Annotated in this window: 18 protein-coding genes; 12 read left to right on the forward strand and 6 right to left on the reverse strand. The window is 46.1% G+C overall.

The features are described from left to right. Positions 1-37 precede the first annotated feature (37 nt). Positions 38-592 carry a nucleotide exchange factor GrpE gene (locus LZ23_RS22275; protein WP_052507089.1) on the reverse strand — a complete coding sequence of 185 codons (555 nt, stop codon included), beginning with the start codon at positions 590-592 and terminating at the stop codon, positions 38-40. Positions 593-1,504: 912 nt separating this feature from the next. Here LZ23_RS22275 and LZ23_RS03745 point away from each other — a divergent pair. From LZ23_RS03745 to LZ23_RS03755, 3 genes are all read left to right on the forward strand, one after another. Beyond that, the gene (locus LZ23_RS03745) at positions 1,505-2,470 is read left to right on the forward strand and encodes a thiamine pyrophosphate-dependent dehydrogenase E1 component subunit alpha (protein WP_045211709.1); all 966 of its coding nucleotides are present in this window, start codon (positions 1,505-1,507) and stop codon (positions 2,468-2,470) included. A 97-nt stretch (positions 2,471-2,567) separates the two neighbouring features. Then, positions 2,568-3,551: an alpha-ketoacid dehydrogenase subunit beta gene (locus LZ23_RS03750; RefSeq protein ID WP_045211711.1), complete on the forward strand. Its 984-nt coding sequence runs from the start codon at positions 2,568-2,570 to the stop codon at positions 3,549-3,551. Between the two features lie 212 nt (positions 3,552-3,763). Continuing rightward, positions 3,764-6,052 carry a molybdopterin-containing oxidoreductase family protein gene (locus LZ23_RS03755; RefSeq protein WP_052507090.1) on the forward strand — a complete coding sequence of 763 codons (2,289 nt, stop codon included), beginning with the start codon at positions 3,764-3,766 and terminating at the stop codon, positions 6,050-6,052. A gap of 15 nt (positions 6,053-6,067) precedes the next feature. Here LZ23_RS03755 and LZ23_RS03760 read toward each other — a convergent pair whose 3' ends face one another. After that, positions 6,068-10,633 (reverse strand): glutamate synthase-related protein, encoded by a 4,566-nt coding sequence (locus tag LZ23_RS03760; protein ID WP_052507091.1) that lies wholly within the window; start codon positions 10,631-10,633, stop codon positions 6,068-6,070. A 424-nt stretch (positions 10,634-11,057) separates the two neighbouring features. Here LZ23_RS03760 and relB (LZ23_RS03765) point away from each other — a divergent pair, with 424 nt between their 5' ends. Genes relB (LZ23_RS03765) through LZ23_RS03775 form a run of 3 tightly spaced genes read left to right on the forward strand, consistent with a single transcriptional unit; the run spans position 11,058 to position 12,969 of the window. After that, positions 11,058-11,279 carry a type II toxin-antitoxin system RelB family antitoxin gene (gene relB / locus LZ23_RS03765; protein WP_052507092.1) on the forward strand — a complete coding sequence of 74 codons (222 nt, stop codon included), beginning with the start codon at positions 11,058-11,060 and terminating at the stop codon, positions 11,277-11,279. Beyond that, a complete protein-coding gene (locus LZ23_RS03770) occupies positions 11,263-11,532 on the forward strand; it encodes a type II toxin-antitoxin system RelE family toxin (protein ID WP_045211716.1) in 270 nt (89 codons plus the stop codon). The genes relB (LZ23_RS03765) and LZ23_RS03770 overlap by 17 nt, the downstream gene beginning before the upstream one ends. Positions 11,533-11,580: 48 nt before the next feature. Further along, positions 11,581-12,969, forward strand: a complete 1,389-nt coding sequence (locus tag LZ23_RS03775) for a sigma-54-dependent transcriptional regulator (protein WP_045211718.1) — start codon at positions 11,581-11,583, stop codon at positions 12,967-12,969. A 32-nt stretch (positions 12,970-13,001) separates the two neighbouring features. On the opposite strand, the gene LZ23_RS03780 is transcribed toward LZ23_RS03775, so the two are convergent. From LZ23_RS03780 to LZ23_RS03790, 3 genes are all read right to left on the reverse strand, one after another. Next, positions 13,002-13,838, reverse strand: a complete 837-nt coding sequence (locus LZ23_RS03780) for a purine nucleoside phosphorylase YfiH/LACC1 family protein (protein ID WP_232300393.1) — start codon at positions 13,836-13,838, stop codon at positions 13,002-13,004. After that, complete coding sequence (gene relB, locus LZ23_RS03785) at positions 13,816-14,049, reverse strand: type II toxin-antitoxin system RelB family antitoxin (RefSeq protein WP_045211719.1); 234 nt, start codon at positions 14,047-14,049, stop codon at positions 13,816-13,818. Before relB (LZ23_RS03785) ends, LZ23_RS03780 begins: the two co-directional genes overlap by 23 nt. 63 nt (positions 14,050-14,112) lie before the next feature. After that, complete coding sequence (locus tag LZ23_RS03790; protein WP_052507093.1) at positions 14,113-14,694, reverse strand: 5-formyltetrahydrofolate cyclo-ligase; 582 nt, start codon at positions 14,692-14,694, stop codon at positions 14,113-14,115. A 57-nt stretch (positions 14,695-14,751) separates the two neighbouring features. Between LZ23_RS03790 and LZ23_RS24510 the strand changes: the two genes are divergently transcribed. Next, the gene (locus tag LZ23_RS24510) at positions 14,752-14,907 is read left to right on the forward strand and encodes a hypothetical protein (RefSeq protein ID WP_198145889.1); all 156 of its coding nucleotides are present in this window, start codon (positions 14,752-14,754) and stop codon (positions 14,905-14,907) included. Between the two features lie 231 nt (positions 14,908-15,138). Here LZ23_RS24510 and uvrA read toward each other — a convergent pair whose 3' ends face one another. Next, positions 15,139-17,886: an excinuclease ABC subunit UvrA gene (gene uvrA / locus LZ23_RS03795; protein WP_045211721.1), complete on the reverse strand. Its 2,748-nt coding sequence runs from the start codon at positions 17,884-17,886 to the stop codon at positions 15,139-15,141. Between the two features lie 70 nt (positions 17,887-17,956). Between uvrA and hypF the strand changes: the two genes are divergently transcribed. The 5 genes from hypF (at position 17,957) to LZ23_RS03820 (ending at position 24,766) form a co-directional block, all read left to right on the forward strand. Then, on the forward strand, positions 17,957-20,254 hold the full coding sequence (gene hypF / locus LZ23_RS03800; RefSeq protein WP_045211722.1) for a carbamoyltransferase HypF: 2,298 nt from the start codon (positions 17,957-17,959) through the stop codon (positions 20,252-20,254). Positions 20,255-20,493: 239 nt separating this feature from the next. Further along, positions 20,494-22,068, forward strand: a complete 1,575-nt coding sequence (locus tag LZ23_RS03805) for a glycosyltransferase family 9 protein (RefSeq protein ID WP_045211723.1) — start codon at positions 20,494-20,496, stop codon at positions 22,066-22,068. Between the two features lie 123 nt (positions 22,069-22,191). Further along, on the forward strand, positions 22,192-22,791 hold the full coding sequence (locus LZ23_RS03810) for a DUF8043 domain-containing protein (RefSeq protein WP_045211725.1): 600 nt from the start codon (positions 22,192-22,194) through the stop codon (positions 22,789-22,791). 200 nt (positions 22,792-22,991) lie between these two features. After that, complete coding sequence (locus tag LZ23_RS03815) at positions 22,992-23,342, forward strand: hypothetical protein (protein WP_045211727.1); 351 nt, start codon at positions 22,992-22,994, stop codon at positions 23,340-23,342. Positions 23,343-23,611: 269 nt separating this feature from the next. Further along, positions 23,612-24,766 carry an ABC transporter substrate-binding protein gene (locus LZ23_RS03820; RefSeq protein WP_045211729.1) on the forward strand — a complete coding sequence of 385 codons (1,155 nt, stop codon included), beginning with the start codon at positions 23,612-23,614 and terminating at the stop codon, positions 24,764-24,766. The last annotated feature ends 204 nt before the right edge of the window (positions 24,767-24,970 follow it).

Consider the following 24,970-nt stretch of genomic DNA (forward strand, 5'->3'; position numbering starts at 1 on the left):
CAATTCTTAGCTACAGGAAAAAAACACTTTAGAACCATTACGTATCCCTGATAACTGAAAGATACTCGTCTTGAGGGGATACTTTACTGGTCACCACAACCGCCGGCCGAACCATTTTCTGACCCACTATAAGCCCGGGACGGACTACTTCAATTACTGTATTCTCAGGGAAAGAGATGTTAACTTGAACATCACAGGCCTGATGTCTAACATCATCAAAAGGTTGATGAAGATCCAAGATGAGTTGAACATTCAACTCATGGAGCAGAGTTTCAAGCTTGAGCCATAGTTGACATAAAGTCTGATCTTTCTCGTGATTTCGCAGATAATAGATGGCAAAATTTTCAGCAAATGACATGAAACCCTCATACTGCGGGCCGGAAATAAGAAGTTCCTGCATCTTATCCATCTTGGAGCCAAGTTCTACAAGCATTCTTTCAAAAGCCTGAGCCTGACGTCTTTCCCGCTTTTGCAGGTTACGAATCATTTCTTCCACCATCTGAAACTCAGTTGGCTCTGTTTCTTCTATCTCTACTTCTTTTTCTTCAGCTTTGTTTTTTAACGGAGACAATATTTTTGACCAGAATGACATATCTTACCTTTGATTCAAATATTTAATGAAGTTTTCTACCGTCAGTACTGCCCTTGAGCCACAAATAAGTAATATTCTGTAAGGCAACACCGGAATTTTCAGAAAAGTGACAGATTCGTAAAGTTACTCGCAGGTTCGGTCCCGGGCCGCCCGGGTGAAGAGCTTACAAGTAACTGCAATCGTTTTGCCAGTAAAATCAGACATTTACATTTTTCAGGTTTTTACTATTTTTGCTTATGATTCATGCACATTTGCCAGAAAAGTTCCGTCAAAGATGGGAACTTTGCGCTTGGCACAGGGACTGTCCCTCGCTATGTAAATTTTTTCATTAAAACCGATTTTTGCCAGAAACCAATGCAGTATCAAACTTTTTAACGTTTCCTCGCGGGGACTGTCCCAATGTCCATAGAGGAGACTCATTTTCAGTTACTCACACGTTCGGTCCCGCTCCCCCCGGGTGAGGAGCTTACATAATCATAATTGCACGCAAGAATTTTACCTGCATAAACAAAACGCTAAGTCCAGTATTTGTAAATCAACATGTTTTTTTTTTGACGTTGCGTATCTGATTTCCATCTTAAACGCAATCTATTGAAATCTTCATTTTTTATTGTAGTGACTTACCGCTTCAATTTGTAACAAAAAAAACAAGAAAATTCTGAACACACAAGACCACTAATGCCGGCTGTGCCCACACCCCATATTAAACAAAAATAGTTAAGTTGTGGCGATAACTTGACTTTTAAGTCTTCAGTCTTCAGCCTGACTTTTGCTGCTAACCCCCAACTTAACAATACTTGCTTAAGTTGGGTTGCGGGAAAAAGCCACTTTTGATAACAGACTTTGAAACAATTGCTGAACATATTACCCGTTTTTCTCTCGGAGGAATCCAGGAAATTAAAAGGAGGAATAATGGACATCCCTCACAACAAACAGATTAAAATGCTTGAAACCATGATCCTGTCCAGAAAGTTCTCGGACACTTTGGTGGAACTTTGCAAAATCCAGGGGAAAATACCTGGCATGATGATTTTATCCACTGGACAGGAAGCTGTGGGCTCAGGAGTATGCGCTGCTCTGGAACCCGAAGACGTAATCATCACTAACCATCGCAGCCACAACCACCTTCTGGCCAAAGGAGCAGACCCTAATGAGCTTATGGCAGAAATTTACTGCAAAAAAACAGGCTGCAACAAAGGCAAGAGTGGAACTCTGCATCTCGCTGTGCCAGAGGTCAATGCACCATGCACCACAACAGTAGTGGGCGCAACTTTGCCCATAGCTGTGGGCCGGGCCTTTGCCCAGCAGTACAGAAATGAGAATGCCATAACAGTCTGTTTTTTTGGAGACGGCGCTGCTGATGAAGGTTCTTTTCATGAGGCCCTGAATCTGGCAGCCTTATGGCAGCTGCCAGTTATTTTCCTTTGTGAAAACAACATGTATGCCGGGGCTCAGCGCTATGAAGAACATACCAGGGTCAAGGACATGGCCGAGCGGGCCCAAGCTTACAACATGCCTGGAATAATCGCTGACGGAAACGATGCATTGGCTGTTTACACGGCCACTCTGGAAGCCAGACAGAGAGCATTGGAGGGAAAAGGTCCGACTCTTCTGGAGTGTAAAACCTACCGTTGCCGCGGCCACGGTGAAACCGATCCGCAACATTACCAGCCCAAGGATGAAATCAAGGCCTGGCAGGATAAGTGTCCAATCCCAAGGCTCGCAGATGCCCTTGTTAAAGCTGGCATTATCCCTTCCTCTAAGCTTGAAGAAATGGAGTCTATTGCTGATAATATTGTGCAGGATGCAGTGCGTTTCGCTGAAGAAAGCCCTTATCCAGAGCCCCATGAAGCCTTAGAAGATGTTTATGTTGATTAGTTTTGAGTTTTAAGTTTTGAGATTTAAGATCAGCATCAAATTTTTGAATTATAAATGGTCAGAATTGTTCGGCCATACATTATTAAGGAATTATGTCATGCAGAAATTAGGAATGGGACAGGCCGTTAATCAGGCCTTGAAAGAAGAAATGTACCGTGATCCCAATGTATTTATCGCCGGAGAAGGCGTCGGGGTCAGTATTCACGTCAACCCAATGTTTCCCACTCATGGTCTGTTAGAAGAGTTCGGGCCAGCAAGGGTCAAGGATACTCCTGTGTCTGAAGCAGCCATTGCCGGACTGGCTGTGGGTGCGGCTGAGGCAGGACTCAGGCCCGTGGTTGAAATCATGTTCAATCCATTTTTCACCCTGGCCTCAGATATGATTGTCAACCATGCAGCAAAGCTCAGATACTTATCCGGCGGGAAGTCATCCTTTCCATTAGTGGTACGCATCAAAAGCGGAGCCGGATTTGGAGCAGGGTGCCAGCATTCCCATAACTTAGAAGCCTGGGCTGCACATTGTCCAGGACTGAAAGTGGTCATGCCTTCAACTTCAGCAGATGCCAAAGGACTGCTCAAATCGGCCATCAGAGATGACAATCCAGTAATTTTTATTGAACATATGGGTCTTTATTTCGCACAAATGCCTGTACCTGAAGAGGAGTACCTGACTCCTCTGGGCCATGCCGATATCAAGCGGCCAGGCAGAGACCTGACTGTGGTTACCTGGTCCGGAACTTTGGGCGCCGCCATGAATGCAGCTGAACAACTAAGCCGGGACGGAATTGAAATGGAAGTAGTGGACCTGCGAACTCTTAATCCGCTGGACAAGGAAACCATTCTTGGCTCAGTTGAAAAGACCGGCAGGCTCATTGTCATGCACGAAGCTACCCGTACTGCTGGTTTTGGTGCTGAAGTAGCTGCTGTGGTCATGGAGGAAGGATTTAAGTTTCTCAAGGCTCCCTTAAAGAGAGTGACAGGACCTGACATTCCGGTCCCTGCCAGCCCTCCTTTGGAAAAATTTTATATTCCTGATGAAAATGATCTCATCAAGGCTGCCAGGGAAATCTTAGATAAATAGTAATAGTTTAGCCCTTTTCTAAGGAAAGCAGGGGGCAGGCACCCCAGCCCTTGTTTTTTGTTGATGTAAAACACAGAATTAATAAAACAAGGGCTGGGAGAGCCAGTCCCCGTGCCACATGCAAATGGCTAAACTGTTACGATAAATAATTTCGAATATCAGAGGTGAGGCTCAATAATTATTTTGAACAGTTTAATATTCCAGGAGGCAACATGACCATAACCAGAAGAAAATTTTTGCACTACTCAGCTTTGGTCACTTCTTCCCTGGCTGTTTCAGGTATGCCCCTTTATGCCTATGACCCCAATGCCGGGCCTGAAACCCATGATGAAGTCAGAAGAAGCTATTGCGGCCTTTGTCACCCTCGATGCGGAATCCTGCTGCACATGAAAAACGGTCGGGTATTTGAGGTCAGCGGAGATCCTGATCATCCGGTAACCAGAGGGCTTATCTGTGAACGTGGATTGCTCATGCCCGAGCATATTCATCATCCGGACAGGATCAATTATCCTTTGAAAAGGGTTGGAAAGAAAGGAGAAGGTAAGTGGGAGCGCATATCCTGGAACCAGGCTCTAAACGAAGTAGCTGAAAAAATCAGTCAGCTGCGGGATAAACACGGACCGGAAACTCTGGCCTTTACCCACGGAACCAGCCGGACCCATCACTGGGACTGCAGACGTTTTTTCAACCTTTTTGGCTCCCCCAATGTCTGCGGGGTGAACAATATCTGCATGTGTCCATCCTATGCCACAGAGTATGCTACATATGGCGGCATGGCCAGGGGCAATCCCCGCCAGGCAAAATGTGTGGTCATCTGGGGCCGGGCAGCAGCCAATTCCTCACCGGTCCAGACCTGGCCGGCCCTGCAGCAAGCCAGGGAACAGGGAGTCAAGTTTATAGTTATAGATCCCAGGCGCATTCAGGAAACAGAGTTTGCCGACATGTGGCTGCAGATCAGACCTGGAACGGATCTGGCCCTTATGCTTGGCTGGATCAGGCTGATTATTGAAGAAGAGCTTTATGACAAAGACTTTATATCAAAATGGACTGTGGGTTTTGATGAACTGAAAGAATCAGTCAAGGACTATACTCTGGAAAAGGTCAGCCGGATTACATGGATTCCAGCAGACGACATTAAGGCTGCTGTTAGAATGTACGCCACTTCCAAGCCGGCTCAGATCCCTTATGGCTACGGTCTGGACAAGCAGGGAGTAAATTCCACCCAATGCGCCAGGGCTCGGGCCATTTTGCGGGCCATCACCGGAAACTTAGAAATAGCAGGCGGTGAAACCTTCAGCCAGACACCACAGGCTGCCAGCGTACGCGGAGAATTTGACCTTGTGGCTGCAGAAGCCATAACCCCGCAGCAGAGGGCCAAGCAGCTTGGTGCTGATACCTATCCCTTTTTCGGCTTTCCCGGATGGGAGCGCAACCTGGCCAACAATCAGAAACTCCCCAAAGGCATGGTTGGCGCACCGTCCATGTACAGAACCTGCGTGGCCCATGCCAGGGATGTTTTTCAGGCAGCCATCACCAGAAAGCCTTATCCGGTTACTGCCATGATTTCTGCAGCCAGCAACCCCATGCTTTCATTTCCTGACTCCAGGGTAGTGTTTGAGGCCCTTAAATCTCTGGAACTTTACGTAGTCATGGAGTACTATATGACTCCTTCAGCTGCCCTGGCTGACTATATTTTTCCCTCAGCTACAACCGTTGAACAACCTCAACTCTGGACCACCGGCGGCTTTTGCATGAGCTGCCCTCCAGGCATTGAGCCCATGTATGAACGCAAGGATACCTATCAGTTTTACCGTGGGCTTGGTCTTCGCCTGGGACAGGACAATGACTGGCCCTGGGAAAACTTAGAGCAGGTATTTGACTATTGCTTAGAACCAGTAGGCAAAACTTTCCAGGAATTGACCCTGGACTATGGTTTTTTCGGCAGGCCGGAATTTAAAAGGTATGAACAGCACGGATTTGGCACCCCTTCAGGCAAAGTGGAGCTTTATTCTTCCATTTTTGAAGAGCTGGGATGTGATCCCCTGCCAAAGTACAAGGAGCCCTTATGGAGCCCTCAGGGTGATTCTCAGGTTGCTGACAGTTATCCTTACATTCTAATAACTGGCAGCCGGTTTATGCCCATGTATCATTCAGAACAGCGTCAGATTGAATCTGCCAGAAATGCGGCCCCGGACCCGCTGGTACTGGTGCACCCGGATACTGCAAACGAACTGGGACTGAAAAACAATCAATGGGTGAATATTATTTCCCCTAAGGGCAAAGCAAAAATGAAACTTAGAACTTCATCTATTGTTCATCCCAGAATGGTTGATGCTCAGCATGGCTGGTGGTTTCCAGAACGTGAACCTAAACTGCCGGAACTGTACGGAGTCTTTGAATCCAACGCCAACACTCTTTGCCCTATGGATAAGGAGCAGTGCAGCCCGGAAATCGGCAGCTGGCCACATTCAGCACTGATGTGCAGGATTGAGGCTGTATAACACAAATTGTCTTTCCTACTCAGCTTTTGGTGGATTTTTATGAGCAGGAACAATGGTGATAAACCTTTTTTTTGAACTATCAAGAATCATCTGGACTTCTCTGGCCTCTTCCTCCTGAAATGTGGCTTTAAGTTCTGATATATATATCTTTAGAAGGTAAGAGATGTCTTCAAGTCCTTGATCACTGACCTGCTCCAAGGAAACATCAGCTCCAGTTGCCAGACGAAACCTTACAGAATCGAGGGTAAAACCCAGTTCAGGATACAGGCACTGGTAAATCACTCCACCAGTCATGCCGGAACATATCCATGGCCCTGGATCACTTAGAACAACTACCCTGCCGCCGGTCATATACTCAAAGGCAAAGCCCTTGAGATGTGACCTTGCGGCCAGGTTGCCCAGCTCATCTCTGACTTGTTCAGTAATTCTGGCCCCAAACACAGCGTCTGCCCCGGACATGCGAATGCAGGCCCTGGAATCAGCATAGTTCTGGACCATAAGCGTGCCTGCAATGGCACCGTAAGCAAAGCTTTTGCCTGTGGAGCCGTCAATTCTGCGGCCCATGAGGTTGGCTCCCTTGAATACTCCGCAAGCTCCCCCAAAACTGCTCTTGGCGGTTCCATCCTGGGCTCCGCCATCCACAACAATTTCAATCCCTGGAATATTAAAAGCGCACAAACCATTGCCAGGCACTGAAGAATCCAGCCTGACTCTGAAACTGCGCTCTCCAGTGTCCCCGAACTGCCTGACCACAGCCCCTGCCAGATATGTACCCATGGCTCTGTCCACACTTCTTACATACCTGTCAGTATACCTGACTTCTTTTGTTTCCTCATCTTTAAATTCAGCCATGGAAATATCTGCTGCCAGCTTGGTCAGATAGTTAAGAGGCTTTCTCACCATGCGCACAGCGCCCAGAGGACCACTGGTTGAGCACATGCAAGGCGGGGACAGGACTTCTTCAAGATAAACATCCTGTTGATGCGAAATTTGCTGAAGCAGATCAGTCCTGCCCACTATATCCTTAATCCTGGCAACCCCCATTTTAGCCAGAATAAAACGCATTTCTTCACCAATGCAAGTCAGCAGGCGTACCAGGTTATCGGTCTCGGTTGCCACTTCCACTGGAGAAAAGCCTTTAACTCCCCTTTTGTCTGCATCTTTCCTGGTTCTGATCTGGGTTGAAATTCCCCTGGGGCAGGTATCCAGGTGACAGCGCTGACAACTGATACAGCCCACGCCCATCAGAGCCACTGTACCCATGCCGACCCTGTCTGCTCCCAGGAGGATCATCTTCAGGGCATCAGCCCCGCTTCTGAGTCCTCCATCGCACCATATTTCCACATCAAAACGAAGACCGGATTCTACTAAGGCCTTATGAGCCTGACTTACTCCTATCTCAGCTGGCAGACCTACATATTTCTTGCTGTGTTCCCTGGCGGCCCCGGTACCACCGTCAAACCCTGATATATTAACAATATCAGCCCCGGCCTTGGCCACGCCCACAGCAATGGTCCCGACACCGCTGGTCACTGGAATCTTTACAGATACTTTTGCAGCAGGATTGGCAGTCTTAAGCTCAGTAATAATTTGAGCCAGATCCTCAATGGAATAGATATCGTGATGGTTGGAAGGAGAAATCAGGGCTATTCCTGGTTTGCAATGCCTGGCCAGAGCCACCATTTCAGTAACTTTCTGGCCGGGAAGATGTCCGCCCTCGCCTGGCTTGGCGCCCTGACCTATCTTGATTTCCAGAAAATCAACTGAATTGAGAAAGGCCATATGCACGCCAAAACGGCCCGAGGCAATCTGCTGTCCGCGATTATGGCGGTATTTGCCAAGCATGTCCGGGATTTCACCGCCTTCACCGTTTATGCACACAATATTCAGAATCCTGGCAGCATCAGCATAGGTCCTGAAGGAATTCTCTCCCTGAGAACCAAAGCTCATGGCCGGAATAATCAGGGGCATGGAATGACTGCCCACTGAAATATCCACATCACCCATGGCCAGAACTTTTGGGTCTTCAGCTGGAATAAAGTCCAGGGCATGCCTTAAAGCCACAGGATTTTCCAGCTCCATGGACTTGAGCTCCTGGGCCATCTCTCTGAACCCTGCCTCTCCAGTGGCCGCCTTGCGCAAAACTCGCCCTACCCTGGTGTTGCGTGCCGGTGTTTTCCATAGACCTGCATCCTGGGAGTAAGCCTTTTTCAAACGTTTTGCCCCGATCTCTTCAAGCTTGGCAAAGGTCAGCCCCACCCCGGAAGAACCACAGAAATTGGGGCATTTAAAAATCCCGCTCAGCTCATCAGCCAGCCCTATGGAGGCAAAGATGCGCCCATACCCGCAAAGTTCATGAATTCCCATGGTGGACATGACCTTTTCCATACCCTTCTGCAGCACATCCATGGTCGTCCGGATTACTGTCTCTGCAGGGCGGTTCTCTGTGGCATGTTCCCTGGCCATGCGCCAGATCATATAAGGGTTGATGGCATCTGCACCCAGCCCCAGAAGGCACATTATGTCATGCAGGTTACGGATTGCACCGGACCTGACCACTATTGAACAGCGCCGTCTTAAATTCTTCTCTTCCAGGTAATTTCCAATATATGCCAGGCACAGAGCTGGATCAATATAGACCATATCCTGAGAAAAAGTGCTGGAATCATCAAGCACCAGCACAGAAGCACCACTTTCAACAGCCTGACCAGCCTCGATGGCCAGCTCTTCAAGCCTGGAAGCCAGCCCCTTGTCTGGATTGAAAACAGCATTAACAAAGGCAATTCTGCGCAGGTCACGGCCCTGGCCAGTGAAAAAACTCAAGACCTCATCCATGGTCTGTGTGCCGAATTCTCCGGCCAGACCATTCAAAGACCGGGCACATACCTCGCTATCAAGACATCCTCCCAAAATAAGTGGTGTCTTAAGTTCCAGCCCAACTGGAGCAGGGGCCTGATCAAAACCGACCTTTGGCCTGCTGCCGATGATTGTTCTGGTGGTGAAGTGATCAGCCTCTCTTTCCCGGTCAATGGCCGGATTGGTAACCACAGCCACATTTTCCTTGAAATATTCTGTAATATTAGGCAACCCACCTGAATTAAAACAGGCTAATGGCCCCTGGTAACCCATGGAACCAATTACTGCGCTGCCAGTGGTGGCTGTTTTCCTGCGAATATCCACATCATACTTAAGCCATCCCATGGCAGCCAGATAATTATCCGCCACCATATCTCCAGGGCTTAGCACAGTCTTGTCTGCAAGACAGTTTTTCAGTCCAAAGGGCTCCCCTTTCTGCTCCGGAATATCCTGGTATAGTGAATCCACCTGCCCCATAATTCCCTTCCTGACTCTGGCCAGCTTGACCAGCTGGTTCTGATAAGACTGATAGTCCAGAACTTCTGCCCTCCTGCCCGGATTGGAAACAATGGCAATCTTCTCTCCAGGTGCCAGAGGCCTTGGGTCAGTAGCTGTATCCTCAAGATCAACCACACCCTTTTCAGAGGACAGGTAGTAGTTGTAATCACTTTCGCCGAACCACAAAGGCCGCAGCCCCAGGGCATCGACACTGCCCACGCAGATATCTTCATGTCTGGCAATGATGGCTGCCGGTCCCTGGGCTGAAGGGGGAAAAAACCAGCGGTAAAAACTGTACACCTTGCGCAGTTCTTCCGGGTAAAACTCAACCTCGCTGTATACTGCCGGAAAAACCATGGCAAAGGCTTCCAGGGGGTCAAACCCGTATTTGTGCATAAGCCCGTCAACTGCCCGGTTCAGGTCCTGAGAGTCGCTTCCTCCAGGCACTGGCACTATGCCCAGATTTTTTGACGCCCCCCGCAAACGCTCAATGGTATTGATCTCGCCGTTATGCGCCAGAATGGAAAAAGGCTGGGTTCTTTCAACTGTAGGCAGGGTATTGGTTGAATAGCGGCTGTGCCCGAGGCAGATCCTGGAGCTGGTCAGCTGATTCTGTAAGTCAGGATAAACCCTCTGCAAAAGCTCCGGCCCTCCTCTGACTTTATATACCACACTTTCAGAAGACAGCGATGCAATGTGCAGGTCAGGCAACCTGGACTCTATCTCCATCTGAACCTGAAAAAACAGCTCTCCCGGCCTGGCTTTAACATCCTGACGAACAAGACCTGCCAACTGCCAGAATAAAGGGGCTTCAGACCTGGCCATGGGGCCTAACTCATGGTCATTGGTGTTCCCTTTGAATTCCAGAATGATATCCAGTCCACGCTCATCAAATATTTGCGAAACATCCTTAAAAATATTATCAGCTTGTTTGCGGATGGCATGAGGCAAAATCAGATGCCCCACAAAAAAACCGCTGGACTCGGCCAGGTGCGGTGATAACCCTGCATCATAGAGCCTTTTGCTCCAGAGCTTTCTTGGAATATCTGTCATGATGCCGCACCCGTCACCCTCATCATTGATATCCCCGGACCTGTGGGCCATTTTTTTCAGGGCCTCAATGGTTCTGATTATGTTGGCGTGAGTATCCTTGCCTCTCTTGTCAATAAAGGCTATAATGGCGCATGCATCCTGTTCCTGACAGATGGGTTTAGCTTGAGTATTCAAAAAAACCTCCAAAAAAGATTGTTGCTCTAAACCATGAGGTATTAGTCAAAATTTCGTAACTGTTCACCACATTTTTTCACTTTTGCGTAAAGCCTGCATCCTGATTGGTTTTCGCCATTGCTGCCTGTTTGACCAGCCCTGAGCCCGTTAGTCAAAATCAAGGACATAAAGACGGACTCTCAGCTACTTGAATAAATTACTGGTTTTGACTTGCGGGCTCATGCTGGGAGTTTGCAGCAACAAAAAAGCAATCAGGATGCAGGCTGTCCTCACAGCATGATGAATAGATACCAAATTTCTTAATTTTTTTACGATAATGTCCAAGAAAGCTCAATATATTAAAAAAAAGCATTCCATTAATCAAAGTTTTTCTGCATGATATTCAAATTTATTTCCCATCCTTATCAGGATGAAAGAGGTTACCATGCCAACATCTGTTCGCCTGCCAGAAGAATACGAACAAAGACTAAATTTTTTAGCCAAGCACACTGGAATGTCTAAGTCTTTTTTTATCAAAAAAGTAATAATGGATCATATTGAAGACCTTGAGGACATTTACTTAGCTGAACACAGGCTGAAAGAATTGCATCAGGGACGTGATAAAGTATTAAATAGCGAGGAGTTCTGGAGTGGGCTGGACGATTAGATATTTAAAGTCAGCTCGTAAAGATGCCCTTAAACTTGATCCACAGTCGAGACTCCGCATTCGAAATTACCTTGAAAAACGAGTAGCAAAACTTGATGACCCTAAAACCGCTGGAGAACCTTTAAAAGGTAATCTGGCTGAGTTTTGGCGATACAGAGTTGGCCCTTATAGAGTTATCTGCGAAATTCGCAACCAGGAGCTGGTAATTCTTGTAATTCGAGTGAGACATCGAAAAGAGGCGTACAAGCCCTGAACTTAACGTTTCGTTCAAAAACCGAAATAACAACTTAGCAAATCTCATATGGTCAAAAACAAATCCAGAGTACTAATCATTGATGATGAAGAGGACATCCGCCTTTCCCTAAGGGGAATACTTGAGGACGAGGGATATGAAGTAATGGATGCTGAAAGCGGCGAACAGGCCCTGGCAGTGATCAACAGATCCATAGACCTTGTCCTGCTGGACATATGGCTTCCAGGAATGGACGGACTTAAAGTACTGACCAGACTTCAGGATAAATATCCGGATCTTCCTGTGCTTATGATTTCCGGCCATGGAAACATCCAGACCGCAGTCCAGGCCATAAAAAACGGTGCTTTTGATTTTATTGAAAAACCATTGTCCTTAGAAAAGGTACTGATAACCGCCCAAAAAGCCTTAGAATTCTCAAACCTTAGAAGAGAAAACCGAAACCTGCGCCTGAGCACCAAGTCGCCGCAGATTCAGAAAATTTCTGGAAAGTCCAGGGCCATTAATGAGTTAAGGCAGATAATTGATCAGGTATCTCCCACTGAAGCCTGGGTACTTATTACCGGTGAAAACGGAACAGGCAAGGAAATTGTTGCTCGCTCCATTCACATGGGCAGCAAAAGGGCTGATCAGGCCTTAGTAGCGGTCAACTGCGCAGCCATCCCAGAAGAGCTTATTGAATCTGAGCTTTTCGGACACGAAAAAGGCTCTTTTACTGGCGCTTCAGGTTCAAAACAGGGCAAATTTGAGCTGGCTGATGGCGGAACCCTGTTTTTGGACGAAATTGGAGATATGAGCCTCAAAACCCAGGCCAAGATCCTGCGCATCCTGCAGGAGCAGAGTTTTGAAAGGGTTGGCGGCTATAAAACCATCAATGTCAATGTCAGGGTTATAGCAGCTACCAATAAAGATCTGCACAAGGAAATTAAAAATGGAAATTTCAGAGAAGACCTTTACTATCGGCTGAACGTATTTCCCCTGACACTGCCTCCTTTAAGAGAACGTAGTGATGACATATCCCTTCTGTTATCTGAATTTGTAGACCAGCTCAGCCAGGAGCATAACTTCAAGCCTTTGAGCTTTTCTGCTGACACAACCAAAATCCTGAAAAACTATCCCTGGCCAGGCAATGTACGCGAACTGAAAAATTTTGTGGAGCGTCTGTACATTCTTTACCAGGGAATGGAAGTAACTCCGGATATGCTTCCAGGAGAATTTGGTAATAAGGATTTACAAACGGAAATGAGTGATAATCTTTTTAAGCAGGGTCAAGACTTGCCCCAAGACTTCAAACAGGCCAGGTCTAAATTTGAAGCCTGGTTTCTGGATTATAAGCTCAAAGAGTATGAAGGAAATATTTCCAAACTCGCAGAAGCCATAGGGCTTGAAAGAAGCTATTTATACAGAAAGCTTAAAAGCTATGAAATCAGCTCTGAATAGCTTAACTGCTCTGCTTATCAATACCAGGCAATTCAGTTTTCAATAACCACAAAATTTCCCTGGCGCCCACATTGCTTTGACCCGCGGTATGAAAAAAACAAATCCTCATTACATTTAGTACAAATATCTACAGAAAAAATGTTTTTCATCCTGACACCACCATTAACAAGCTGATCCCTGCTCAAGCTCCACAGGTCCATGGTTTTGCCTGCCATATCATAATAACTTTCAAACCGATGATCCCAGTGCTCATGAAAATCATTAAACTCCGAGCAACAAGGCCCAAGACTTGGCCCCCGCACCACAGAAACCTCGGCAGGGTTTATTCCGTAATGCCTGCAAAACATTTCCAGCCCTGTGCCGGGAAAATTCATCCTGTTGCCCCGCCAGCCCACATGTAGAGCACAAATGTATCTGCCTGACTCATGAACCAGAAAAATGGGCTGGCAGTCTGCAGTTTTGATCATCAATGCAGCCCTGGCTTCTGAAGTACAGATACCATCCCCTTCATACCTGCTTCCTTCAAGAAAATCCCCATCAAGATCAAAATGGAGTACATCTCCATGTACCTGCTTAAGCTCAATCAGACGTTTAAAATGCAGTTTATGCTTTGCAAGTTTACGGTTTTCAAGGACGTTTGCGCGCAAATCACCTACTTCAAAGGAAATATTATTTCCCTGGAAATAATCCCTGCTCTGTCCCCCAAGCCTTGTGCCAAAGGCGCATGTTATGTCAGGAATTTTCGGAAATTTAAACTTGATATATTTGGGTTGAGATATCATTTTAGTGTTAATGTATAATTGAATCTTATGATCATGTTTAGAAAGCTCCTTTTTTGCTGAAGCTTCAAACTTTACTTGCCAGACCAAGATCTTTCTCTACTTCTTCCAGAGTAAATATTTTGCTCAGACCAGACTTTACCTGATCTAATCTCTTCTCTGCCAGATAAATGTCTTCCATTAAATCAAGATGCTCCACAATGGCCTCTTTTATGTAATAAGCCTTGGACCGTCCTGTTGTTTTTGCTAAAAATGTCAACCTTCTGTCTACATCATCAGGCAATCTTACTGATGCGGGCATGCCAACCTCCTTTATGAATACATGTATTCAGACGTAACTTCATGTCAAGTCATGGCTGTTAGCTCAACTATCTGCTGGGATCAATATCTGACTTTCTGTAACCACTGCATCCACTGGAATATCCCACTTGTCTCCAGGCAAAGCATCAACTACTTGAAAATCGTATACAAAACCAATAAGCTGAGGTCTTGGACCTGGTAGCTCACACAGGTAACGGTCAAAAAATCCCTGGCCATATCCCAGGCGCTGCCCATTGCGGTCAAAGGCCAGACCAGGCAGTATGCAGACTGATGATCCAGTGTTAACATAAAGTTTAGAAGAACTTGAGCAGGGCTCGGCAATGCCACAATAACCAGGACTCAACTCAGTTAAGTCTGACACCTCATAAAAATCCATGCACCCCCTGCGCTTCTGACTGCACCTGGGCGCATATATTTTTTTGCCGGCTTTAAGCAGACTGTCTATAAGGGATCTGGTATCAACCTCATTGTTAATGGGCAGATACACAAGAAAAGACTGATACTTGTCCATATCAATCCAGTTCAAAAACTTCTTGGATATCTTTGAACTTTTTTCAGATACCAGATCCTTATTCATGGACATTCTGATACTCTTCATCTTGTGGCGATATTCTTTTTTGGTCATGGCAGGCGGGCTTCACATCATGCAATTGACAGGTTGAAACAAAAACGGAGAAAAGTAATGAACAATCCATATGTAAGAGGAATTATCTTAGGCGGTTCAGTGGGACTCATAGCCACCTGGTTTGGCATGGATCCCATAAGGGCATTATTCCTGGGCATCCTGTGCGGGCTTCTCGCTGTTTTGACCCGTATGGCAGCGCAAAGACGTAAATAAGTCCTTGAAACGCCCATAGCAGAGCCTTCATTTTGTTTGTTTTTCGCCATTGCTGCTTGTTTGACCGGCCATGAGCCCGTTAGTCAAAATCATGAAACAGGCACGTTCTCACAACTACTTGAAAAATAAATGATTTTGACTTACGGGCTCACGCCGGGAGTTTGCAGTAACAGAAAAAAAATAAAATGAAGGCTGATCATAAAACCAATCGATACATCCAAAAACAAAAAACTATAGATCAAGATACCTGCCAGTAACTGATCCGGGATTCCGGCTGATCTCCTCTGGTGTGCCCTGAGCAACTATGATTCCGCCACTGTCTCCACCGCCAGGGCCGAGATCAACCACATAATCAGCGCAGGCTACAACATCAAGATTGTGCTCTATGACCACAATACTTGCTCCCCGGTCTACAAGCTTGTTCAAAACCTGAATAAGCTTGCCCACCTCATGGGTATGCAGACCCGTGGTCGGCTCATCTAAAATATAAAGAGTTCCGGGCAGACTCTTTTTGCTCAGCTCCCTGGAAATTTTGATCCTCTGGGCCTCACCTCCGGACAGGGTGGTGGCTGGCTGGCCAAGCTTTATGTACTCCAGACCAACTTCTTCCAGAATTCCGAGTTTTCTCTCCAAAATGGAATAGCTGGAAAAAAAATCCCTGGCCTGACGCACAGACATATCAAGAATCTGAGAGATATTTAGACCCTTGTACTGAACATCAAGGGTTTCGCGGTTATATCTTTTGCCGTCACAGACCTCGCATTTGACATACACATCAGGCAAAAAGTGCATCTCCACCTGAATCTGCCCGTCACCTCTGCACGACTCACACCGGCCCCCGCGCACATTAAAGCTGAACCGTCCCGGTTTGTATCCCCTCTTTTTTGATTCAACGGTCTGAGCAAAAATCTTTCTGATCTCATCAAATATCTTGGTATATGTAGCCGGGTTGGATCTTGGAGTCCTCCCAATGGGTGACTGATCAATGGAAATGATCTTTTCCACAAGCTCTGACCCGTCAATGCCTTTAATGCTTCCTGGATTATCGACCTTAAGTCCTCTGGCCAGGGCCAGGTGTTTGTAAAGGGAGTCCACAACAAGAGAACTCTTGCCGGAACCGGATACTCCTGTAACTACCACAAATTCCTTCAGGGGAAGTTCAAGATCAACATTTTTCAGATTATTTGTCCTGACACCTCTGACAACAATGGAGCCATCACCTTTGCGCCTTTCTGCGGGCCTGGGGATACTCAGCTCCTTTCTTAAATACTTTCCTGTCAAGGAATCTGAACTGTCCACCAGATCCTGCACTTTACCCTGATAAACAATCTCACCGCCCAGAGCTCCAGACCCTGGCCCCAACTCCACAACATGATCAGCTGACTTAATGGTGGCTTCATCATGCTCCACCACAAGCACAGTATTTCCCCTGGTCTGAAGCTGTCGCAGCGTATCTATGAGCCGGTCGTTGTCTCTCGGATGCAGTCCAATGCTTGGCTCATCCAGAACATAAGTAACCCCCACCAGGCCAGAGCCCAATTGTCCGGCCAGCCTGATCCTCTGAGCCTCACCCCCGGACAGGGTGGACATATTTCTGCCCAAACTTATATAATCCAGGCCTACATTGACCAGAAACTTGAGCCTGTGGGTAAGTTCCTGGATCAATGGCCCGGCAATTTTCTGTTTCATCTCGCTGAACTTAAGATTTTCCAGCCAGGACAGGGATCTGACAATGGGCAGCTGAGTAAAATCTTTTATATTCAGGTTGTCCACATATACAGATAATGCCTCAGGCCTGAGCCTGGCTCCCTGACAGCCAGGACAGGGACGCGACTGTCTGAATCTTGACAATTCATCCCTCCAGATATGTCCAAATCCATACCCCTGCTCAAGCAAAGAAAGCACCCCTTCAAACCCTAACTCCAAATCTCCCGTAAACAATGCTTCCATGGCTTGTGGAGAAAAATCCGACAAGCTGGTATTAAGATTAAACCCGTACTTTTTGCCCATCAGTTTGAGATCGTCTTTATATCTTTCCAGAACTCTTGGATTTTTCCAGGGAATGACTGCTCCTTTGTTCAGGCTCAAGCCCTTGTTGGGGGCAATTAGATCCGGCTCAAAATATTCTACACTGCCGATACCAGAACATGACCCACAGGCTCCTTGAGGACTATTGAATGAAAACAGCTGTGGCGTAGGAGCTGGCAGAGATATCCTGCATGCAGGACAAACCGCTTCAGTACCAAAAAAAATATCCTGACCATTAATTACAGACAGGGTCAAGGTTCCATCCCCATAACTCAGGGCAAGTTCCACCGAGTCTGCCAGGCGCTTGCGCACCTCAGGCTTGAGAACAAGACGGTCCACCACCAGTTCCAGAGTATGCTTTTTATTCTTTTCCAGAACAGGTAAAGGCTCAAGAGGCTGGACTTCCTTGTTGATTCTGACTCTGGCAAAGCCCTGTCCTTTAAGCTTTTTTAAAAGATCAGCATGGGTTCCTTTCTTGTTTTGAACCAGAGGACTCAAAATCATGCATTTCAGCCCCGGCTCCATGGACATGATGCTTTCAATAATCTGTGAGGCAGACTGAGCACTGACCGGTTTGGAGCAACTTGTGCATATTGGCTGGCCTAATCTGGCAAAAAATACTCTCAGGAAATCATAGATTTCTGTAACAGTACCCACAGTTGAACGCGGATTTCTGGAAAGTGAATGCTGCTCAATGGAGATTGAAGGAGAAAGGCCTTCAATCTTTTCCACCTGAGGCTTGTCCATCTGAGGCAAAAACTGCCGGGCATAGGCTGACAAGGACTCCACATACCTTCTCTGACCTTCAGCGTAGATTATATCAAAGGCCAGGGTTGATTTGCCTGACCCGGAAGGCCCGCAGATAACAACGAGATTATGCCTCGGGATATCAATGGATACGGATTTGAGATTATGATGCGTAGCATTGGTAATGGATATATTTTCTTTCATTTTTGTTTACTATTATTTAGGTTTATTCTAACAAAATCAAAGCAAGTTGAATAATTGGAATCACATAAAGATGAAGCGAAAACAAATTACTGTCAATGGCCGAGTTCAGGGCGTAGGTTTCAGGCCTTTTGTTTACCGTCTGGCAAGCGAACATTCCCTGACCGGGTCTGTATCCAATAACGAGCAAGGCGTGATCATAGATGTCCAGGGCAGATCTCCGGATATTGATATGTTTGAATCAGCTCTCGCTACCAGGCACCCTCCCCTGGCTCAAATCACTGAACTGTCTTCTACTGACTTGGATAGGCTGAACCATCAGGAAGACTTTGTAATCACTCCCAGCACTTCAGGTCAGCAACACTCTGTTCTTATCAGCCCTGATGCATGCATTTGCTCTGATTGTGCCGGAGAAATAATTGATCCCCAAAACAGAAGATATCTCTACCCATTCACCAATTGCACCAATTGCGGACCACGCCTGACCATTACCCGCTCCATCCCGTACGATCGCCCCATGACTTCCATGGCCTGTTTTGAAATGTGCCCGGAATGCCTGAATGAATATAATGATCCCATGGATCGAAGATTCCATGCCCAGCCCAATGCCTGTCCGGTTTGTGGGCCGCAGGTCTGGCTTACCAGCAATACAGGCCAGAAACTGGCAGAAAACAATGAGGCCATGCTCCATGCTGCCAAGATGCTTGTACAGGGAAAAATCATTGCAGCCAAAGGCTTGGGTGGCTTTCACCTGGTATGTCACGCCCGGATCAACCGGGCAGTAGACAACTTACGCCGGCGAAAACACCGCCCTGGCAAGTCCCTGGCAGTCATGGTTCAAGACCTGCAAACAGCTGACAATATTGCATACCTGAATAATGTCCAGAAAAAGATCCTTTCAGGAATGGAACATCCCATCGTTATTCTGCCTGTCAAAAAACCTTTTCCCTTGAGCCCGCTGTTGTCTCCAGATACTGATAATATTGGGCTGATGCTTCCATATACTCCTTTCCACATGGTGCTCTTTCATCACCTAAGGACCATAAGCCCCCAAGACATGCTGCCGGCACTGGTAATGACCTCAGGCAATTTTAGTTCTGAACCCATCAGCCTGGGCAACCGGGAAGCTCTGAAGCGTTTAAGTTCCATTACAGACTTATTTCTCTTTCACAACAGAGACATATTGGTGCGCTGTGACGATTCTGTAGTCTTTGCTGAAGAACATTGCCCTGTGTTCCTGCGCCGGGCCAGGGGCTATACACCGACTCCGGTTTTTCTGGCCCGCAAAGGGCCTTGTGTGCTTGGAACAGGACCTGAACTTAAAAACACCATCTGTCTGACCAAAGATGATCAGGCTTATGTTTCCCAGCATATAGGTGACTTGAAAAACCTGGAAACTTATGAATTTTTCCAGGAAATTATTAATCATTTCTCTGACGTGCTCAGGGTCAGACCCAAGGCAGTTATCCGGGATTTTCATCCTGACTACATGAGTTCAGGATATGCAGAAAAAACAGGCCTGCCAGTATATCAATTACAGCATCATTTTGCCCATATCTTTTCTGTCATGGCTGAAAACAAGTTTCAGGGACCCTGTCTTGGCGTTGCCATTGACGGTACAGGCCTGGGCCTGGATAAAACTCTGTGGGGCGGTGAACTTCTCCTGGTAGATAATACTGATTTGAACATGAAGCGGCTGGGATCTTTCAGTCCCATTCCCTTGCCAGGAGGAGAAAAGGCCATTGAAGAACCCTGGAGAATTGCTGTTTCTTTTCTGCGAAAACTTGATGTCAACAGGGATAAATATCCTCAAGGCTTAAAGATGATGGGTCAGAAACTGGAAATTGTCCACCAGATGCTGGATAAAAACATTAATTCTCCTTTTTCCAGTGGATGCGGAAGGCTTTTTGATGCTGTATCTGCCTTGCTTGGTCTCACGCAAAAAATTGATTATGAAGGTCAGGCAGCCATTTTATTAGAAAAGATCCAGGATAGATCCATTACAGAATTCTATGATGTTCAGTCGCTTGAAAGTGACATTTTTTTGACTCTGGATACCATTTCCCTTTTTGAACAAATTAATACAGACTTAATGAGACAAATTCTTCCTGAAATCATCAGCAGAAAATTTCACCTGGGATTATCGCATGGGATTTGCAAATGGGTAATGCAGGCTTCAGAAAAAACAGGCATTAAAACAGTAGGCCTGAGCGGCGGGGTTATGCAGAACATGACCATTTTCCAAACGCTTGCTAAGCTCTTGGCTGATAATGGCTTAAATGTTCTGGTGCATAAACAGCTGCCTCCCAATGATGCCTGCGTATCCCTGGGGCAGGCCGTTTATGGACAAAGACTTCTGGAATCAGCTTAGCCCGCTTCAATGCTGACAACAATGTAGCTGTTCAGCAAGTTCGTATAAAAAGACATGGCCCCCGGATCAAAGCCTGTCCCGGACACTGATCCGGGATCCGGGGTGACGACTAAAGCAAGCGGTTGCCCTATTTTGTCATTCCGGCGAAAGCCGGAATCCAGGGTTTTTAATGGTCTTATTGCAAATGTGGTGAACAGTTACACAACAATTAACTGATAGCTTTTAACTCTCAATATCCAATGAATACAGCCCGAAATCAAAGACACGCCCTGCTAATTAACCTGACCAGATTTGGTGACCTGATTCAAAGCCAGCCGGTCCTGTCCAAACTGAAAGACCAGGGTTTAGTCACCCATCTGGTCTGCTTAGAAAATTTTGCCCGGGCAGCTGAACTTCTTCATGATGCTGACTTTATCCATGCCATGCCAGGTGCCAGATTTCTGGCTCTGTTAGACAGTACCTGGCCCATGGCCATTGTTGAACTGCAAAACTGGATCAATTCCACTGCCTCTGTTGAACATTTTGACCAGACAATAAACCTTACCCCATCCCTGAGCTCCAGACTGCTTACCAGTCAATTTCAATCAGAACATAAACTGGGCTTTTTTCTGGATGAACTGGGCTTTGGATGCTACTCTAACAATTGGGCGGCATTCCTGCAGGCCTCATCAGCGCACAGGGGAAGCAGTCCCTTTAATATTGTTGACATGTTTGTCAGGTCTGCCCACCTTCCAACCCAAAAAACAAAACTGAAAATCAAAGCCCCGGATAAAGAGCTCATCAGCCAGATGAGGAATGAACTTTCCACAAAAACCCAGAGAAATAACTTTGCCGGGTATGTGGCTTTCCAGCTTGGTGCCAGTGATGACAAAAGACGTTGGCCTGTTGAGTACTTTGCCCTGCTTGGAGAAATGCTTTGTAAAGAATTAAACCTTTGCCCAGTTCTTCTGGGAACGAAATCCGAGCAGCACCTTGCTCAAAAATATGAAAATCTTTCCCAGGCACCCCATATCAGTCTCACAGGACAGACCTCTTTGCAGGAATTGTCCGCCACTCTTTCCCTGTGCAAACTTTTAGTGACCAATGATACCGGCACAATGCACCTGGCCGCCGGCCTCGGAGTAAGAAGCGCAGCTTTTTTTCTGGCCACAGCCCAGCCCTGGGATACAGGCCCTTATCTTGACAACTGTCTTTGCCTTGAACCGGACATGAACTGTCATCCATGCTCATTTTCTCATACATGTGATACTGGGTTTTCATGTCGAAAGGCCATATCTCCTGAAACTGTTTTCAAAGCCATTACCCATTACATATCTACAGGCGAGTGGAGAAAAATGGAGGGTCAAGGAGCAAAAGTCAGGGCTACCTGCCTTGAAAATGATCTGTATACCTTACGCCCGTTAAACCCTGGGGCGCAGAACAACTATTCCCTGTGGATGTCCACCCAGAAACACTTTTACAACCTCTTTCTGAATGATGAAGCTCTGACGGTTCCCAAAGATACTACCCGACCGGAAAAAGATTACTGTCAGAATATTGTTGAGCATATCAATAGCATCCTGCCTCTGCTCAACCTGGCAGCCCAGCAGGCCAATGTTCTGAAAAAAGTTGCCGCACCTGCTGTCAAAAAAAAGTTTCTTTCCACCTGGCAGAGACTGAGCCATATCCTTTCCCAAAGCTCTTACTTTCCAGTATTGGGACTATTATGGACCCATCAGTCCCAGGCTGCCTCATCCAATCTTGAAGAGATCATTGCTCTTTGCCAGAGGTATGAAAAACTTTTGCAAAAGCTGAACAATTTTCTCAGAATGTAGTTATGCCTCTTGTTTTGCTCCCTCTGCCCGCTGACCTGGCACATTAATTGAATAGAGTATATCAAATCTTATTTTGCAGAAAAAAATTCCCATATTTAAGTTCAAAGATCACAGGAGGTCATAATGATCGTAATCGACGGAAAAACTACAGAGCTGAATGTTAAAAATTACAACAACCTTGAGGATCTTCTTGTAAACGTAATGGGAAACGACATGTTCAATCAGCGTGTTGTTACCGATGTTCTTGTTGACGAAGAAGCATTTTCAGAAATCTATCCCCACCAGGCAGAAGATATTGAGACAGATGAATTCAGCAAAGTGGAAATCAAGACCATGGATACTACAAACATGGCCATTAACATCACTCGTGAGCTTTACAAGGTTGTTACCTTGATGTCCAAGGGAGGCAGCCAGGTAGCTGAATATTTCCGTCAGGCTGATGATGCTGAAGCCCTTGATATGTATCAGGATCTGCTTGAAGTAACCAGAGACTTCATAGGCATGGTAGGCGCTTTGAAGGAAGGCTTTCAACTTAAAGACAGCTCCAGAATGGATAAAGCAGTAGAAAGGTTATCAGAACTTTTCAGCGAAATGATTGAGGTTCAGGAAAATGAAGACTGGGTTCTTTTGTCTGATCTTCTGGAGTATGAGTATCTGCCTCTTGTGGAAAGCTGGAAAAAAATAATTGCAGACTTTCGTGAAGAACTAAAAGAGTTATCCTGACAGATCTGAACCTTTTTCACAATCATTGGGGCTCCCTTTTGATTTTGCGGTTCTGAATGTGCCTGTCCCTATAACTGAGGCAATCGTAGCCATTAAGTTTAATTGTAGGGCTTACTCCAATGCGCTCTCAATTTTCAAATCAAGGCTGACAAGGCACGAAATAATTTTTTCGCTACTTCATAAATAAGGATGATGTAACCATGAACAACGCGTTTTCTCAATTAGATGAAGCTTATGACATCAGTCTCATGGAGCTGAACTCTCTTGAGGACCAGGATGTTGAAAAGGCTCAGGAACTTGCCAGACAAAGAGAACAAATATTTAATAATGTTTTTTCATCTAATCATAATCTGGATAAAGATATGTTTCTCGAAAAATTACTTAAATTGCAGAAAATGCAAGCCAGAATAACTGATTCGGCAAAAAAGCTGCACACAGTGCTGCGCGACGAATTGCAGAAAGTCAGATGCGAAAACAAGCGATTTAGCGGATATAAAAAAGCATCTACCGTGACACCCCTGTTCAATCCTTATCTCAATAAAAGAGGATAATAACTGCCTCCTCCTTGCTTGACCTCCGGACCGGAAGCGCCTGCAGGCTGACGCTTGCAGGCGCCGAGGTTTCTGTGCTTTTCTTGATCATAATCTGCCATATTAAATGCAAGCTATCCCTCCAGCATACTGAATAGTTCCACCTTTTTTTCAATTTCCCTATACACAAGTCTTGATTTTTATCCAGTTTTGTTTTATGCTCTAATCTTTATGATGAGTGGATTATTTTATTTTTGTTGCCAAAAAACAGTCTTTTCAGGAGGTCAAAAATGTTTGGTAAAACTTGGTTAAAGGTGGCTGTTATCAGTTGCCTGATGCTGCTTCTAAGTTCTCCAGCCCTTGCAGAAACTATTAGAATTGCTGTAGCTTCTCCTTTCACAGGAGCCCTAGCCGGCTATGGAGATAATGTTAAAGCAGGTGTTACTCTCAAGGTTGAAGAAATCAACGCCGCTGGGGGCATAAACGGCAAGCAGATTCGAGTGGACTGGATGGATGAACAGTGTGAACCACGTGAAGCAGCAACTGTTTCTTCACGCATTGCCCAGAACAGAAACATAGTGGGTGTTGTTGGACACCTCTGCTCTTCTGCTCACCTCGCAGCACTGCCAACATACCTCAGACACGGTGTACCGGTAATTTCACCTACAGCTACCAGTGTAGCCATATCTGATCAAAGCAAAGACCGCCAGGGCAATACCTGGGCTTTCAGAGTTGTTTATCGGGACGACTATCAGGGTGAGTTTCTTGCTCAATATGTTAATGAGGTTTTGGAGCTTGATAATGTAGCTGTTTTTTTTGAAAATAATGATTATGGCATTGGTTTGAAAAATGCTTTTGTTAACAAGGCCCAGTCAATCGGGCTCAACATTGTTGGAGAGGAAGCTTACGTATCAGGAGCTTCCGATTTCAACCCGCAGCTCACAAGGCTCAGAGGTAGAAATCCTGACGGACTTTTCATTTCCGGTTATTATCCTGAAGGAGCACTCATTGCAAATCAGGCAAGAGATTTGGGTATGAATGTTGCCAAGTTCGGCGCAGACGGTTTTGATAATGCCGATTACATCAGCCTTGCTGGTGCCGCTGCTGAGAATACTTATCTCACAGTTCCATTTTTGGCAGATGTCGCAGAAGGCGAGGCCAAAGAGTTTCTGGAAAACTTCAGGGAGCGTTTTGACCGTGAAGTAGACTGGATGAGCGCCAATTCATATGATGCAGCAGGCATTCTTTTGCAGGCCATTGCTGAAGTGGGTGCGGACAGAGCAAAGATCAGGGAATACCTCACTACCATCAATTCCCCTGAAAATGCCTACCATGGCATTGCAGGCATGACCTATTTCAACGAATATGGTGATACTCTGAAGCCTGCCTTTGTTAAGAAAGTTCAGGACGGGCAGTTTGTTGCTGCTCCAGTTCAGATGGATTAGTCCTTCATGCGTTGATTTATCTCATAACCTTACAATAAGGCAGACCGGGCATCAGTCCGGCCTGCCTTAATTTATTTTTTCCCTTTCAGTTCAAAGTTATCGGTTCAGCGATCTCGGATAAAATCATAACTTTTAAACTTTGCACGCCAAAACAGGCTCTGATCGCCGCTAACCTGAGATAATGGATTTTGCATCTATCTCTCG

Origin of the sequence: Desulfonatronovibrio magnus (genome assembly GCF_000934755.1) — a bacterium.
Taxonomy (GTDB): domain Bacteria; phylum Desulfobacterota; class Desulfovibrionia; order Desulfovibrionales; family Desulfonatronovibrionaceae; genus Desulfonatronovibrio; species Desulfonatronovibrio magnus.

Coding starts and splice junctions, on each gene's coding strand:
- hypF (WP_045211722.1), top strand. CDS start 17,957: ATGAAGCGAAAACAAATTACTGTCAATGGCCGAGTTCAGGGCGTAGGT.
- uvrA (WP_045211721.1), bottom strand. CDS start 17,886: ATGAAAGAAAATATATCCATTACCAATGCTACGCATCATAATCTCAAA.
- LZ23_RS03755 (WP_052507090.1), top strand. CDS start 3,764: ATGACCATAACCAGAAGAAAATTTTTGCACTACTCAGCTTTGGTCACT.
- LZ23_RS03805 (WP_045211723.1), top strand. CDS start 20,494: ATGAATACAGCCCGAAATCAAAGACACGCCCTGCTAATTAACCTGACC.
- LZ23_RS24510 (WP_198145889.1), top strand. CDS start 14,752: ATGAACAATCCATATGTAAGAGGAATTATCTTAGGCGGTTCAGTGGGA.
- LZ23_RS03775 (WP_045211718.1), top strand. CDS start 11,581: ATGGTCAAAAACAAATCCAGAGTACTAATCATTGATGATGAAGAGGAC.
- LZ23_RS03750 (WP_045211711.1), top strand. CDS start 2,568: ATGCAGAAATTAGGAATGGGACAGGCCGTTAATCAGGCCTTGAAAGAA.
- LZ23_RS22275 (WP_052507089.1), bottom strand. CDS start 592: ATGTCATTCTGGTCAAAAATATTGTCTCCGTTAAAAAACAAAGCTGAA.
- relB (WP_052507092.1), top strand. CDS start 11,058: ATGCCAACATCTGTTCGCCTGCCAGAAGAATACGAACAAAGACTAAAT.
- LZ23_RS03810 (WP_045211725.1), top strand. CDS start 22,192: ATGATCGTAATCGACGGAAAAACTACAGAGCTGAATGTTAAAAATTAC.
- LZ23_RS03745 (WP_045211709.1), top strand. CDS start 1,505: ATGGACATCCCTCACAACAAACAGATTAAAATGCTTGAAACCATGATC.
- LZ23_RS03790 (WP_052507093.1), bottom strand. CDS start 14,694: ATGACCAAAAAAGAATATCGCCACAAGATGAAGAGTATCAGAATGTCC.
- relB (WP_045211719.1), bottom strand. CDS start 14,049: ATGCCCGCATCAGTAAGATTGCCTGATGATGTAGACAGAAGGTTGACA.
- LZ23_RS03820 (WP_045211729.1), top strand. CDS start 23,612: ATGTTTGGTAAAACTTGGTTAAAGGTGGCTGTTATCAGTTGCCTGATG.
- LZ23_RS03815 (WP_045211727.1), top strand. CDS start 22,992: ATGAACAACGCGTTTTCTCAATTAGATGAAGCTTATGACATCAGTCTC.